Annotated in this window: 12 protein-coding genes; 4 read left to right on the forward strand and 8 right to left on the reverse strand. The window is 44.8% G+C overall.

All coding sequences use genetic code 11. From position 1 onward, the window contains the following. Nucleotides 1-435: 435 nt before the first annotated feature. The 4 genes from R7E00_RS01445 to R7E00_RS01460 form a co-directional block, all read right to left on the reverse strand. A complete protein-coding gene (locus R7E00_RS01445; RefSeq protein ID WP_186585461.1) occupies nt 436-1,782 on the reverse strand; it encodes a magnesium transporter in 1,347 nt (448 codons plus the stop codon). A gap of 112 nt (nt 1,783-1,894) precedes the next feature. Continuing rightward, nucleotides 1,895-3,217 (reverse strand): ABC1 kinase family protein, encoded by a 1,323-nt coding sequence (locus tag R7E00_RS01450; RefSeq protein WP_186585460.1) that lies wholly within the window; start codon nt 3,215-3,217, stop codon nt 1,895-1,897. Nucleotides 3,218-3,318: 101 nt separating this feature from the next. Further along, a complete protein-coding gene (locus tag R7E00_RS01455) occupies nt 3,319-4,542 on the reverse strand; it encodes an HlyD family secretion protein (protein ID WP_186585459.1) in 1,224 nt (407 codons plus the stop codon). Further along, the gene (locus R7E00_RS01460; protein ID WP_017635162.1) at nt 4,542-4,868 is read right to left on the reverse strand and encodes an MFS transporter; all 327 of its coding nucleotides are present in this window, start codon (nt 4,866-4,868) and stop codon (nt 4,542-4,544) included. The genes R7E00_RS01455 and R7E00_RS01460 overlap by 1 nt, the downstream gene beginning before the upstream one ends. Before the next feature lie 107 nt (nt 4,869-4,975). Here R7E00_RS01460 and R7E00_RS01465 point away from each other — a divergent pair, with 107 nt between their 5' ends. Continuing rightward, nucleotides 4,976-5,977 (forward strand): AraC family transcriptional regulator, encoded by a 1,002-nt coding sequence (locus R7E00_RS01465; RefSeq protein WP_005373633.1) that lies wholly within the window; start codon nt 4,976-4,978, stop codon nt 5,975-5,977. A gap of 86 nt (nt 5,978-6,063) precedes the next feature. Here the strand turns inward: R7E00_RS01465 and R7E00_RS01470 are convergent, their stop codons facing one another. Together R7E00_RS01470 and R7E00_RS01475 are read right to left on the reverse strand one after the other, a co-directional pair. After that, nucleotides 6,064-6,753: a hypothetical protein gene (locus R7E00_RS01470; protein ID WP_053307228.1), complete on the reverse strand. Its 690-nt coding sequence runs from the start codon at nt 6,751-6,753 to the stop codon at nt 6,064-6,066. A 12-nt stretch (nt 6,754-6,765) separates the two neighbouring features. Beyond that, entirely contained in the window at nt 6,766-8,307 is a 1,542-nt protein-coding gene (locus R7E00_RS01475; protein WP_053307229.1) for a hypothetical protein, read from the reverse strand. 366 nt (nt 8,308-8,673) lie between these two features. On the opposite strand from R7E00_RS01475, the gene R7E00_RS01480 reads away from it, so the two are divergent. Continuing rightward, complete coding sequence (locus R7E00_RS01480) at nt 8,674-9,366, forward strand: response regulator transcription factor (protein ID WP_005373624.1); 693 nt, start codon at nt 8,674-8,676, stop codon at nt 9,364-9,366. A 3-nt stretch (nt 9,367-9,369) separates the two neighbouring features. Further along, nucleotides 9,370-10,692 carry an ATP-binding protein gene (locus tag R7E00_RS01485; protein ID WP_064376224.1) on the forward strand — a complete coding sequence of 441 codons (1,323 nt, stop codon included), beginning with the start codon at nt 9,370-9,372 and terminating at the stop codon, nt 10,690-10,692. Here R7E00_RS01485 and R7E00_RS01490 read toward each other — a convergent pair. Beyond that, complete coding sequence (locus R7E00_RS01490) at nt 10,673-11,329, reverse strand: pyridoxamine 5'-phosphate oxidase family protein (RefSeq protein ID WP_064376225.1); 657 nt, start codon at nt 11,327-11,329, stop codon at nt 10,673-10,675. The genes R7E00_RS01485 and R7E00_RS01490 overlap by 20 nt on opposite strands. 100 nt (nt 11,330-11,429) lie before the next feature. On the opposite strand from R7E00_RS01490, the gene R7E00_RS01495 reads away from it, so the two are divergent. Beyond that, entirely contained in the window at nt 11,430-12,875 is a 1,446-nt protein-coding gene (locus R7E00_RS01495) for a PLP-dependent aminotransferase family protein (protein WP_262606153.1), read from the forward strand. On the opposite strand, the gene yjeH is transcribed toward R7E00_RS01495, so the two are convergent. After that, nucleotides 12,876-14,138, reverse strand: a complete 1,263-nt coding sequence (gene yjeH, locus R7E00_RS01500) for an L-methionine/branched-chain amino acid transporter (protein WP_042522677.1) — start codon at nt 14,136-14,138, stop codon at nt 12,876-12,878. Nucleotides 14,139-14,365 lie beyond the last annotated feature (227 nt).

Genomic DNA, 14,365 nt, shown 5'->3' on the forward strand with positions numbered 1-14,365 from the left:
TATGTTTTCTTGGTTTTATTTTATGTAGGTGATTTATTTTTGTTGAAGCTGACATTTCTAATGGTTTGTTGGGCGAATATTTGAATTTTATAAACAGTAAACAATCTGTTGTGGGCAAGAAAAGTACAACCGAGCTCGGTCAGAGGATAAGAGGGCAATAGCCACATAAAAAAATAGCCAACCGCAAAGAGTGCGATTGGCTTATATACATGTGAACAAAATCAAGTTCACTAACAACGTCAGTTGGCTAGGTGACCCTCGGCTTAAGAAGGGTCGATTTATATAATGCAGTTACTGTGCCAACTTTAATATGCCCTAAAATACGTAGTTTCTGTGACATGCGTTGCTTAAAGTTTGAGTATGTTTGCAATTTGCAACTGCGTTATGCAATTTGACTCTATTATGCTAATGATTGATTAATAAACAATGAACCTTTTAAAGCATGACTAAACTCGCCGTTCCTAAAAAGGCGAAAAAACCAACTACATCTGTCACTGTTGTTAGAATCACCGAGCCAGCCAAAGCGGGGTCCAATTTAAACTTATCCAGAATAATGGGAATCAGCACACCAAATAAAGCTGCGGTAATAATATTGACGATAATGGCCAGCGCGATGGTTCCCCCAAGAACCGGAGATTGAAACCACAATCCGGCGAGCCCGCCGATGATTAACGCCCAAGCAATGCCGTTCAGAGAGCCAATACCCAACTCATTTTTCAAAAGCTTGAAGCGGTTACCTGGGGTGATCTGATTAAGCGCCATCGCACGAATCATTAGAGTGAGCGTTTGGCTGCCAGCAATGCCCCCCATGGATGCAACAATTGGCATGAGCACCGCCAAAGCCACCACCTGCGCAATTACATCTTCAAATAGTCCGATAGTGACAGAAGCCAAAATCGCAGTAAGCAAATTGATGCCTAACCAAACACCGCGCTTTTGCGAGCTTTTTAATACTGGCGCAAACAAGTCATCGCCTTCATCCATACCTGTACCCGCCATCAAACGTGCTTCGTAGATTTCACGCTGTGTACTCAATGCAAACTGCCAATCGACTTCACCGATCAGTGTTTGGTCTGCATCAGTTACAGGGAGAGCGGGCAGTGTGCTGTGTTCTAATGCCTCTACCGCTTCAGGAAGCATCATTTTACTGTCTAGCACCGTCACAGCCTCAATAATGAGTGTTTTTAAGCGAGTATCGGGGTCACCACGTAAGATATCGAAGTAGTTGACCGTTCCACGATACTGTTTATTACGATTAATCAGATACACCTGTTGAGGCGTGTCGTAGCTATAGCGCTCCATTAACTGCTTAGCTGTCCCAATCGTAATGTTGAAGGGCAGGGTGATGATCTTACGTTCAGCCCAGTGGCCGAGTTCTTCATCAGCATACTCGTTTGCTTGATCGTAAAGTTCCAACTCATCTTTTTCTATCAACGAGAGCGCTTCGCTGATGATCGACTCTGGCAACGAATCGGCCCATTCGATGAGCGACAAGTTGTCGAGTTTAGCGAGAGTTAGCTTTAGCTCGACTTCAGATAACGCATTGATGATAGAGAAACGTACGTCCGCACGCATTTCCGTTAACACGTCGATATGTAGCTCTAGTGGTAAAGCTCGCCATAAGCGAACACGATCGTCGATTGGAAAGGCTTCTAGAATCAGGGCAACCGCGCCGGGCTCGAGGCCCGCTTCAATAGATTCATTGAGCGTTGCGACTTGATCCGCTTCTTCGGCTTGGCCAATTTGCTGGATTAGAGTGGAGAGATCTTGAAACTTGCTCACCGAGTACCCCGATAGTTAATTCGTTTTATGGAAGTATGGCATGTTATTGAGATGCACAACTATGCACCTTAACCTTGCTCAAGGTACTTGAAAGTAACAGAAAAACAATAGGCTATTCGCTGTTGATGGTGAGATATGGCTGTACCAATTGGCGAATGTTCACTTTTGCGCCAATACGGGCTGCCAGCAAGTACATTCCGCCGATTTTTCTGTGTAAAAATAGGGCATCTGCTGGTGGAGTATGCCAGTATTCTTGCTCCATGCTTAGAATGGTGCCAGCCTCGCGAAGCTTTTGTGCTAAGCCGCTGGCTTTAAAGTCATAAGGCTCATCAACTAACATCGGTTCACATGCCATTTTCACTAGATCGAGAATCGCTTGGCGTTGGTCTGGAAGGATGGTTTGGCTGAAGAAGCCTATTTGTTCAAGCGCATTATTCAAGCCTTGTTCGTCATTGTTAACGACAGATGCGAAAGCTTGGCGATAACCAGTGCTGAACCGCTCGCTGTACTCTCGAGTGGCCCCGAAATCTAGCAAGCCGATTTGACGAGTGTTTTCGATATATAAGTAGTTGGCGAAATTTGGGTCGGTTTGTACCATCTTAAATTCGAACAGCTCTCGAAACAGTAATTCGAGTAGGCTGTGCATGACAAAATCTCGCGTACTCTGATCATAATGTTCGATTTGCTCAATCGGGCTACCATCAATGAATTCCATCGCGAGAACGGAGTCTGAGCAACTTTCAGTATGAACCTTGGGCACCACAAAATGAGGGTGCTCCTTCAAAGCGTCATGATAACGAATGGCAAATTGTGCCTCTCGTGCGTAATCGGCCTCGTCATGTAGCTGCTTTTTCGCTTCTTCGAGTAATCCTTTGTAGTCGACAGACTCGGGAATCAACCCAACGACCTTGAGCAGTGTACCGACATTATCGACGTCGCTATCGATACTTTTCCGTATGCCCGGATATTGCACTTTGACGGCTAGGTTATCGCCCGCATCGCTGTAGGCTTGGTGCACTTGTCCTATTGATGCACTGGCGATTGGTTTGAAGTTAAATGACAGAAACTCAGCTTTCCAATTCGTTCCCAGCGAACTTTCCATTACTGCGTTGAGTTGTTTTGCAGGCATTGGGTCTGCGTTGGAACGAAGACGGGAAAGAATATCGGCAAGTTCAGGTTCTAAAACATCACCAGCATCCATTGATAGCATTTGACCAAGCTTCATTGCAGCGCCACGCAGGTGAGCAAGTTGGTCAGTTAAGCGCGCGATGTTCTGTGGCGTCAGCAAGAGGTCTTTCGCTTTTGGTTTGTTGCCTTTGGCTATCTGCTTCGTGCCTTCTGCAATCACATTGCCTGCGACACGGGTAGCAAGTGAAGCGAACTTGCTGAATCTTGAGATGCGATGGGTAGGTAGGCTTCTTTCCTTTGCCGACATGAATCTTCTCCGCTATTTACTAACTAATTGTTATACGGGAAAAGGATATGTTTGGATACAAATGAAAAGAAAACCGCCAGCGTAACTGGCGGTTTGCGAGTTTAGATAGAGTAGAAGAAGTACAGTTGAGACTTCATTCGGATGATGATCCCGCGAATCACATCTAAGAAGGCCATGAAGCCTATCGGTTTTTCACCGCTGATCCATGCGAGGCCAACAGAGCCAACAGGGATGTCGTAGCCTTCTGGCTCATCAATCTTAAGACGAACAAAGTGGTGTTTGTTCTGTAAGTTCTTTCCAGTGGTGACACGTACGGAATCATCGAAACCCAGTAGATTACCTTGTGACTCACCTGTTGCTTCAACAATGCCTTCGACGGTCGCTGAGAAGATCTTACCTGGGTAAACGGACGAAGAGAATTCCGCTGGCTGACCCGGTTTGATGTTACGAATCGCCTGGTGGTTCACTCGCATTAGTACGTACTTTTCGTTGGTGTACATGTTGATACGCGGCATCATTGATACACGCTGACCTTCACGCAGGATAAAGTTGGTGACAAAGCCATCTGTTGGGGCATGAACTTTTGTGCTATTCAAATCCCATTGCGCTTTTGCAATTTGCTCTTTCGCTTGGCGCAGTTCGGCTTGTTTGGTTTCAACTGCAAGTTCCGCTTTATGAATCGCCAGTTTTGCACGGGAAATATCGACTTGTTTCTTCTTGATTTGAGACTCAAGGGTCAACACGTTGTGACGTGCCATATCAACCGCACTCGATTGTTTGTCGATATCGCTTTCCGTGATGGTGTTGTGCACCACTCGGTTTTGCTCAACATAACGATCTAGCATTTTTTTCTGCAATTTGTAGTCAACTTTCGCCGCTTCCAACTGGCTCTTTGATGTTTCTAGATCTTGCACTAGCGCTTCGTGGTTAGCTTCTTCAATCTCGATGTCGCCTTTTGCTGTAGCTAATGCTACGCGAGCAGAATCAGCGGATACGTTCGCTTGATTTAATGCGATTTTGTATTGCGTTGGGTCAAGTTCATAAATGAGCTGACCTTCTTTAACTTGCTGATTCGGCTCAATGTAAATGTGGTCAACTTTACCTTTTACATTGGTTGAATCTGGACGCAATTGGATGTGTGGTGACTGCACGACAGAACCGCCGGATAAATCCATCGGGGTGAAGTTAATCAAACCTACCCAGACGAACATCAGCCAACTCAAACCGCCAAGATAAGCGAACGATTTGGTTGCTTTGTTCCAAGGCATGCCAACCAAACGCAGCAGATAGATGAAGAGAGCCCATACCGCTAAACCTTCTAACATTATGCTTCCTCTTTTGGCTGTGTTTCTGTTTGCGGTTTACTTTTCCATGTATCACGCAGATTGATGATGGCTTTTTCCATATCAACAAATGCAAAGATCACGGCTAGCACCCAAACCCAGTGCCAGACAAACCCTATCCAGGTCAGCGCAGTGATGAGCCCTATCTGATGATGGTCTTTGCTGTGTGCTTTATTGATAGGCAATTCATGGATTTTCCAAAAGCCGTAACACGCGCCCGCGACACTCGCAATTAAAACGACAGCAGCGACAACATGTAACGCCGTATCTGCGCCTGTACCGACAAATGGGACACTCAGTAAACTCATTAAACACTCCTCTATCAAACTGTTGGCGTATTGTGATCTGAATTTGATTTGCGGCTTTCTTTGTGACAGATTCAATCACTATAGGATTAAATTTGATGTAATTGGTTATGAAAACGGTTCGGTTTATTCGCGCGATGGGCATTCTAAACATGCATAACCTCGCGTTATCTAAATACAATTTGGACTCGGATGAGTTAGGAATCCCAGTATCGGTGTTTCGTAACCCAATGACACTGATCCCGCTAAAAGCCGTTGCGGAATGGTATCGTTGTGTTGAACAAGCCAGTGCTGACCCGGATGTGGTGTTGAGTCTCAGCCGGGGTATTGAACTGCAAAAGCTAGGGCCAGTGGGACGCTGGTTATTCTCCGGCAATGATTTAGCCAGTACCATTCGGCGAGTGAATTATGGTGTGAGCAATCTACAATCAGGGGCGTTTTTTGCTGGCGAACAGTCGGGTAAAATCATCAAATGGACTTACCACAACCCGTTTATAGAAACGTCAGTAAAGGTGCACGATAGTATCCGCTGTGCGGTATTTATGATTAAGGTGTTACGCGAATTTCTTGGCAAAGATTACCAGCCTTTACGTGTCAAGGTTTCAGGCTCGAGAAAAAATACTGAGCGATACCGGGAATATTTCGGCTGCGAGGTGGAATGGAGTCAGCCAAAAACAGAGATATGGATCCCGGGAGATGACCGATTAGCCTCCCGCCAAGTGAGCCATCGAGAAGACAGCCGTCTAGCGATGAGTTTTTCCGACTTGGATGATTTGCTTAATATGCCCGATCCAGAAGACGAGTTGAAAGTGATTTATGAAGTAGTGAACTACAGCAGCCATTATGGATTGCCAACGTTAGAGCGCGTGTCTTCTCTGCTTGATTTATCTGAACAGCAGTTTCAACGTCGTTTGCATAAATTAGGGCTCAATTTTTCGACGGTTTCTGGCTATGTATTGAGTAATATTGCAGCTGGTTTGTTGAGTAAGCGCGTGAGTATTGATGACATTGCCACGCGCCTTGGTTACACCAATGTGGCGAGCTTCAATCGTATGTTTAAGAAACATCGTGGATTAACGCCCAAGCAGTATACGGGAAGATTAGAGAAGTAGTGCTCCACTTATCTCTATGAGTACAAGCAATAAAAGCCCTCAAAGTTGAGGGCTTTGTTATTTTTTTGTGTCGTTTTATGTGGTGGCTATTTCTTAGGACGCCAACTTAGTGCACTTGCAACAGCGCCGATGGCAATTACATCCTTTTTTTGTTCGCTAAGTTCAGGGAGCATCTGTACCGCAATGGTACCGTTCGTCTGCACAGCGGCAATTTCTTGTGTGCCTTCCTTAAAGCTATAACCCAATGGAATGTCTACCGCCATCATGGCGTCAGGACTAGTATGTACAGTTTCTACATTAAATTGGGTGCTACCAATACGCACTACGCCTGTCTCTTTTTTCTCAAAGCTGATGTCGATGAGAGCGGATTTTGGCTCCATCGCAAACTCACCGACTTTTTTACCATCTTGAGTAATGTCACAGGTGTAAGGATCATTCCCACCAAAATCGACGCCCATGTAGTTAACCGACATACCGCCTCCAGTGCAGTTCAAAAGCCAAGTTTCCCCGCTGTCGATACGAGTCACTTCTGCGCCCATTGAACCTTCTTTGAAAGAGATACGGTTAAACCAACTTGAGTTAGAAGCACTGCGTGAATACTTGCCTTTGTACTTACCAGCAAAATCAAAATGGCCATCCGCACCGAATCCCCAAAAATCACCGTCGGTTTTGATCAGCATTTCTGGTTGTGCTTTTACGGCATCAGTACGATCCATGACGGCTAGGCCACCACAACCAACAAGGAGCAAGGGAGCGAATAAAATAAGTTTCTTCATGTTTTTCATTGTTTATAGCTTGGTTACATCTAGGGTTTGGTCGGTGAATTGGATGTTCTGAATGTCGTACAACTCGTCAGTGCCTGTATTTGGGCACTCAACAGAAACGCTCTTTGCTTTGATAACAGTACATTCCGCCAGTTTGTGTGGCACGATATAGGTGTTGATACCGCCTTCACCATAAATGCTGTTGTCTTTGCTGTTGCCTTCAAAAGTATTGTTTTGATCATTACCGATCACATTCATCGCGTCGTCGCCAATGATCTTCACTTTTGTTAACCACTGAGATTTGTAGGTGTACGCTTCTATCAAACCGTCTTTGTTGGGAGCCATACGGAAGGTAGGTACTGTGCCTGGATTTGTCTTTTCTGTGTAGAGCTTGACGCCCGCAGAGTCGATATTCGCGGTATATTGCAAGTATCCGTGGAATAAGCCACTGATCCAATCAACGGCTTGTGGATCTTGGGTTTGCATTTCTTCACGCGTTAACGCTTGGTAGCCATCTAAACCATGTCCGTTTGCTTTTGCTACACCCATGTAAGCTTCAAAAGCGGCAGCAAAATATTCGTGAGAATATGAAGGGCCCGTTTGTTTAACACTTTCAGGATCGAAGTCGTCCGATTTCCAATCGTCCCAGTCATACTGAGTAGGGCGCCACACCGTCGGTTTGCCCGATTTAATATCGTTATAGATTGTTAACGCATGAGCTTGAATGTCATTTTGCAGTGCCGCAGTCTCCGTGTTAGGTGCAATACCTTGCGCTTGGACCAAGTGTAAAATTTCTTCAAAAGCGGCGTCTCGTTCGGCTTTTTTGCCAAGATTGGCGCAGTAATCGGCAAAATTACTCATGTAATGGCAATCGCCTTCAACTGTCAGTTCTCGATACATTAAAGATTGGCTATTCCTTAGCCAGTTTGGTGTTTCTTTACTAGTTACTAATGTTGACGCGATAGATGTGACAAGTGTATCCATATCATCTTCGCTAAGTACCATCATGCTTACAACAAACTTTTCTAGAGAACTCGTATCAAAAGAGTGTGCTAAGCCCGAGTTTGCAACTGCATCGTTCAATTTGTCTTGGCGAATCAGTTCGTTGATAAAGATTTTGGTTAACATCTCATCATTCTGTTCGTCGTTTTCGGTCAGCATTAGTGTGGCATCACGCTCGGCTAATGTCTTAGCGATACGAGACTTGTCAGCACCGTACTTAGAGTCTGGTTGGTTTGTGAGAAGGTGTTGGATGATTTTGGCTGCACGAAAGATTTTTTCATTATTCGCACCGTCATCAACAGCCACAATGTGAAATGTATCGTTGTTGTTTGCTTCGGAAAGGGAGATTTTCACATAGTGGGTGAAGCCCGAATCAGCAGCCACTTTTAACTTGGTTGGAAACTCTGTAGAAACGACAGTTGGGATTGTGACAGTGCTCAATGTTGGCATTGGTGGTGGTGGAGGTGTTGTTTTCGATGGTTTCGGATTAGATTCACTGCCGCCACAAGCAGTTAGACTTATCGCGCAGAATATGGCTAAAGGTGTTAATTTGGAATATCTCATTTCATGTTACTCGTAGACTTTATTAGAGCAAGAAACTTAGAAGCAACATAAAGTCCTGTCTATATAAGCAAACTAAGTCATATATGTTGATATTGTTTTTTGGTAAGACCTATTATTCGATACATTTAAAAATATAGTGGATTTTTATTCCGAATTTTATTTTCTATGTGAAGCTATATTCTGATAATGAATAAAACCTCAGGTTATTGCATGGTTTTAGGGGTATAGAATGATTAGGATTATCATATATGTATGGTTTGTAAGCGTATGTAAGCCTGCGTTTTTTTAAAATTATCATTTAAGTAGGTTGCGCAGTATAGGACGAGCGATATACTCCCTCCATCATATTGGTGGAGTAAATGATTCATGGTGGGTAATACAATCTTACTGGTAGAAGACGACTCAGAGATTGCTCGATTAACCAAAATGTACCTCGAAGCCGAAGGGTATACGGTAACTGTCATCGATAACGGTCAAAATGCATTAGAAACGATTAAGGGGCTCAAGCCGGACCTAGTACTGTTAGATTTGATGTTACCAGGAAAAAATGGCGCAGAAATATGCCAAGAGGCGCGTAAGTTTTATCATGGTATTATCATTGTTTTGACTGCGACCGATGATGAAATGAGCGAGGTGAGCTTATTTAAGTTTGGTGCTGATGATTACCTTACCAAACCGATAAAAGGCAATATCCTTCTCGCCCGTATTGAAGCAGCGTTGCGTCGCTATTGTCGTCAAGTTGATATCGTTGAAGAAGAAAAGCTGAGCCGATATGGCATTAGTCTTTGTCTTCGTCGCTCCCAGGCATTTTATTTGCAAAAAGATATTGGTTTAACGAGTTCTGAGTTTGAAATTTTAGAGCTCCTGATGCTGAATGTCGATAAGCCAGTATCTCGTGAATCATGTTGCCGTCTTGCCCGAGGCATTGAATACTGTATTACTGATCGTTCGATTGATATGCGTATATCCTCGCTAAGGAAGAAATTCTCCAAGGCTCATATCCATACGGCTACCATTAAAACCATACGTCACCACGGCTACATGCTGACAGGTAAATGACGCATGTTTTCCCTGTTTACTCGTCTATATGTGGGGTTAGTAACTGGCCTTGCGCTGACTGTTGCTTTGTTTCTCTTTATGGGGGAAGAGTACATGCGCAAAACAGAAGTCGGTGTTTTTTTGAGTGACGGTGCTTATTTTGTCGATCAATACATTGAGCAACGAGGCACTCCGGATTCTCTCTACAAGAAGTTAACCGAAAACGGCAAGCAAGATTTCTTTATCTTTGATTTAACATTGGTTGAAAACTGGGACGGATCACCGCCTTGTCGAGATTGTAATCTGCTGTACCGTATGCAAGGGATACCTGTTTATCTTATTGATGGCAGTACCTATGCTGCGGTATTCCCTTTGCCTAACACTTCGAAGAGTTTAGTTTTCAAAGAAAAAACGGACTTCTTTAGCCCACACGTTGATTGGAATGAAGATTCTGAGATTGTATTTATACTTACTCTACTTTTGGTTGTTGTATGCAGTTTAGGCATTATGGTTTACATACCTGTACGACGTCTTGACCGCCAAATTCGGCAACTAACGGCTGCGCAACAACAATTTGGTTCTGGTGAGTTGAATACGCGAGTCGATCTAAAGCAATTTTCGCAACCCGTGAAAGAGCTCGCCCAAGGCTTCAACTGCATGTCTGAAGAGATTGAGAGACGAGTGCGCCAAACACACATCTTTACTCAAGCTATTCCTCATGAAGTGCGCACTCCGCTGAGTCGTATTCAGCTAGCGACGGATTTAGCTCGACGCACGAGTGGTGAAATGCAGGCAGAGTTACATGACGATATTGAACGATACGTTGATGTAGTGACGGATTTAACATCCGACATCGTCATGCTGTCTCGCTTGAGTGTGAAAAACCACTCATGGATCGATTCTGTTGAAACCATGGAACTGCCACTTTGGTGTAAAAGCCGCATGAATTACCTAGGCTTAGAGTCCGCCATGTTGAGAGCAGAAAATGAACTCGCGAACCAATTGATTCACTTTCAGCCTACTTTGGGTAACCTTGTCCTCGATAATTTACTGCAAAACGCCAAGCGTTATGGTGAGTCCTGCGTTGAGGTGACGATTCGAACGGTAGCGGATTGCTGGAGCATCGATATTGAGGACGATGGTCCGGGCATCCCTGAGGCGATGCGAGAAGAAGTATTTATGCCATTTTCGCGCTTAGACAAAAGCCGCAACGCCGACATGAAAGGCTTTGGTTTAGGGCTTGCCATCGCTACCAGTGCAGCGCGGCAACTGGGGTGGGAGCTTTCTGTCGGCGAGAGTCACTTAGGCGGCGCACGTTTTACGGTGTTTATTCCTGCCAACGATTAGAGTAGGCTCTGCGGTAGTCTGGCTCAGCGATACCTGCATACAAATCGTCACAAGCTTGCAGTGGACCTACGACGGTTCGGTAGGGTAGGACACCTGCCCAAACAGGAATGTCCATGTCTTCCGCATCGTCGTTGACGCCAAAATTGCTGATTTTCACTGATGCCTCCGTGAGCGGGATACGCAGTAGCATGGTGGCTTTGAGTTCTTTTTCATTACTCAAACGGATTTGTTCTGTTCTCCCCGGAGCGATCTGTTCAATAAAGTGATTCAGCAACCTGTCTTTCTCTTGGTTATCTTCCACCACCTCAAACTGGCCAAAGACCACAGCACTGCGATAATGCGCACTGTGGTGAAACGCACTTCGAGCCAATACCCAACCATCAAACAAAGTAAAGGTTAAGCACGTTTGCACTCCTTGTTTGAGTGAGCGTAACAGTCGACTGTTGTTGGCACCATGGATATACACGTAATCATCGACACGCCATGCCAGCATAGGGATGACCACAGGGCCTGACTCGTTGGTTATCGCAATATGAGCGATTAGGCTTTCATCTATGATGGTGTGCAGTTTGCTAACATCAGAGACGGCTTTATGTGCGCCTTTCTTAATTTCCGTTCTATTGGTGTTGGATAGCATTTTCTCTCCTTGTTTACTCACGATTATGAGCCATTGATCCTCATTCTTTGATTGCAATGTAGCGTTTAACTGGTAGCTTAAAGAGAGCCACTTTTAACTAATGGATGGATCCAGTTTGTCTTTGATTGATATCGGTGACCTACATTTAAAAGACAGTGAAGGAACGCGTCAGCAAGCGTTGTTTTTGGCTATTCGCAAGAAAATTGTTCAAGGACTGTGGGTGAAGAATGGGAAGCTGCCTTCTACGCGGAAGCTTTCACAAGAGCTTAATCTAAGTAGGAATACCGTGATTTCTGCCTACGAACAGTTAGTGGCGGAAGGGTACTTGAACAGCCAAAAAGGTTCTGGCTTTTATGTTGCCGTAGAACTGCCAGAGCAGTACTTGCCTGAACCTAGTTCAGTTCAGAGAGACTCATCACCGAAAACCAACTTTGACATCAACCGCGCATTTGCACCGGGTGTGCCGGATTTGGACGCATTTCCGATGGTGCAATGGCAAAAGTTACTCACTCGCCATATGTCTCGTACTTGCTTGTTGGGGAATCAAGATATTCAGGGTAGTTGGGCATTGCGCTGTGCTTTAGCTGACTACCTCGCATCAAGCCGTTCAGTGAATTGTTCTCCAGAGCGCATCATTATTACCTCTGGGGCGCAGCAAGCGTTGTCGATTGCGACGATGGTAGTGCTCAAACAAGGTGATAAGGTTCTGATGGAGCAACCAGGTTACGCGCAAATGCGGAAGTTGATTCAATTCCAGCAGTATAAATTTGAGCCTTTATTCGTCCGAGAGAAACTAGGCTTTGATGTGGAAGCTGTGACCACAAGCGATGCCGATGCCCTGTATATCACCCCAAGCAATCAATATCCGATGGGCACCACACTCAATACTGAGCAAAGAGGGAAGATCATCAACTGGGCAGTCGAACAGTCACGTTGGATCATCGAAGACGATTATGACAGCGAATTCCAGTTTGCTCATCGTCCCTATACCAGCTTACAGGGGCTAGCAGCTCAAATGGGTCGAGATGATCGTGTGTTGTATGTGGGTTCCTTCAGTAAAGTGATGTTTAACGGATTGCGGCTTGGCTACCTTGTAGTTCCTGAACGTTTAGTAGAGCAATGCTTAGTGGTTAAGGATGCGTTAAGTGGTGATTCGCCGACGCATACACAAGAAGCATTGGCAGACTTTATTACTGAAGGTGGGTTATTACGTCATATTCGAAAAATGCGTCGACTGTACAAAACTAAGCATGAACAGATGCATGTATCCATTCAACAGCATTTTGGCGACCGTGTTTGCGTCGTTAGCCAAGCGGCGGGGCTTCATGTTACGTTGAAATGGCAAGACGGTATGGATGAGCAGCGTTTTATAAAACTAGCAGAGCATGAAGGGATCATCTTGCGACCTTTGAGCTATTATGAACCCCCAGATTTTCAAGCACGTCACTGGCATGGTGCCGTGCTTGGTTACGGCAATATCGCGTTAGAGAACATAGACGCTGGTATCCAACGTTTAGCTCACATATTTCGAAATGGGAAGCGATGACTATTCAACTACACGTGTTTGTCGCTTATGTCGCCACTGTTTCCAAGGCAGTAAAAGTAGAGTAAAAATGCCAAGTGCATAAAACATTGACCAGCCTAAACATATAAAAACACCGGTACAAAGCAGTAGGGACAGTCCCGCAAGTGTTTTACCAAATCCTCGAAGCAATTTGAAAGCGGCTAACATCGCCAACATGTAAACCAGAACGAATACACTGTTTGCGAGTTTTAGGAAAAACTCCAGATCGAGCTGTGATAGGGTTCCGATCACACAAGAGATCAATAATATACCGCCAACTAATATGGTGGCTGAGAAAGGGACACCACGACGCGAAATCTTGGCTAGTGGACTAGAAGGACGATGTTCCCGAGCTTGAGCCCAGACCATTCGCGCTAGGCTCTGTGTGTATAAGTTAACGCTCGCGAAACAAGCGGAGAAACCTATCAAGCTGATTATCCATTTGGCTCCATCGCCTAGTAGTTGGGCACTAAGCCAGGGGATGGATGCGTTATCAAATTGAGCGTTACCATACGCGCCAAATTTTAAAATAACGACAGAGCATGCCCAATAGGTAGCCCCTGCTACAAAACAACCGACCACAATGGCAATAGGGAAATCTCTTTGAGGGTTTTTGAACTCTTCCCCCATATGGGCAAAAGCCTCTATGCCAACAAAACACCAGAACATCACGCCTAACGCTGCGGTAATAGGCCAAATTGACTCTTGTGTGATGGCGGGCATCACAAGATCGGCGCTGTTAACGTCGCCTTTCCATAAAAATGCGCCAACAAGTGCGAAGACACTCAAAGCAATAAGAGTTTGTAAATGACCTGATGATTTTGTGCCCATCAAGTTGACGAACACAAGAAGTACTACCGTGAGAACTTGTGCAAACAGATTGTTGCTAATAGGCTCTGGCAATATTTGTTGTAGGAAGCCTGCGGCGAGTGCAATCGCGGCCGGAACCCCTACCGGAATGACACTAACAAATAGCCAAGCGACACTACTTTCCAGCTTGGCGTTAAAGGCTTTGCGTACAAAAAAGGCTGTTCCGCCCGCGTTGGGGTATCGTTTACCCAGTTGAGCAAAAGTCAGCGCAATAGGACAAATCGCGATGAACAATAAAATCCAAGCCCATAGTGAAAAATAGCCAGCTATACCTGCTGCGATAGCCGGGATCATAAACAGCCCCGTTCCCATTAATGTGGTGGATAACTGTGCGATACCTGATGTGAGTGAAATGTCTTTTTTGAGCTCTTCCATGCGAATTGATTCATCCAATGTTATGAGGCTTATTACGAAAAAGCTTATAGCTTCTGATTATTTCGTTTTATGTGTTTAAGCGATGCTATTTATGTGTTGAGTGTATAAGGTGGGAATTTGATTTCAATGTGTTATCTATTTTCTGTTGAAATGGATAACAGCACTCATCTCATGCCCGCCAAATAGCATATCCAAAATGTTAATAACAAAATGATTTACTAAACCGT

Source organism: Vibrio sp. Vb1755, from assembly GCF_033338635.1.
Taxonomy (GTDB): Bacteria; Pseudomonadota; Gammaproteobacteria; order Enterobacterales; family Vibrionaceae; genus Vibrio; species Vibrio alginolyticus.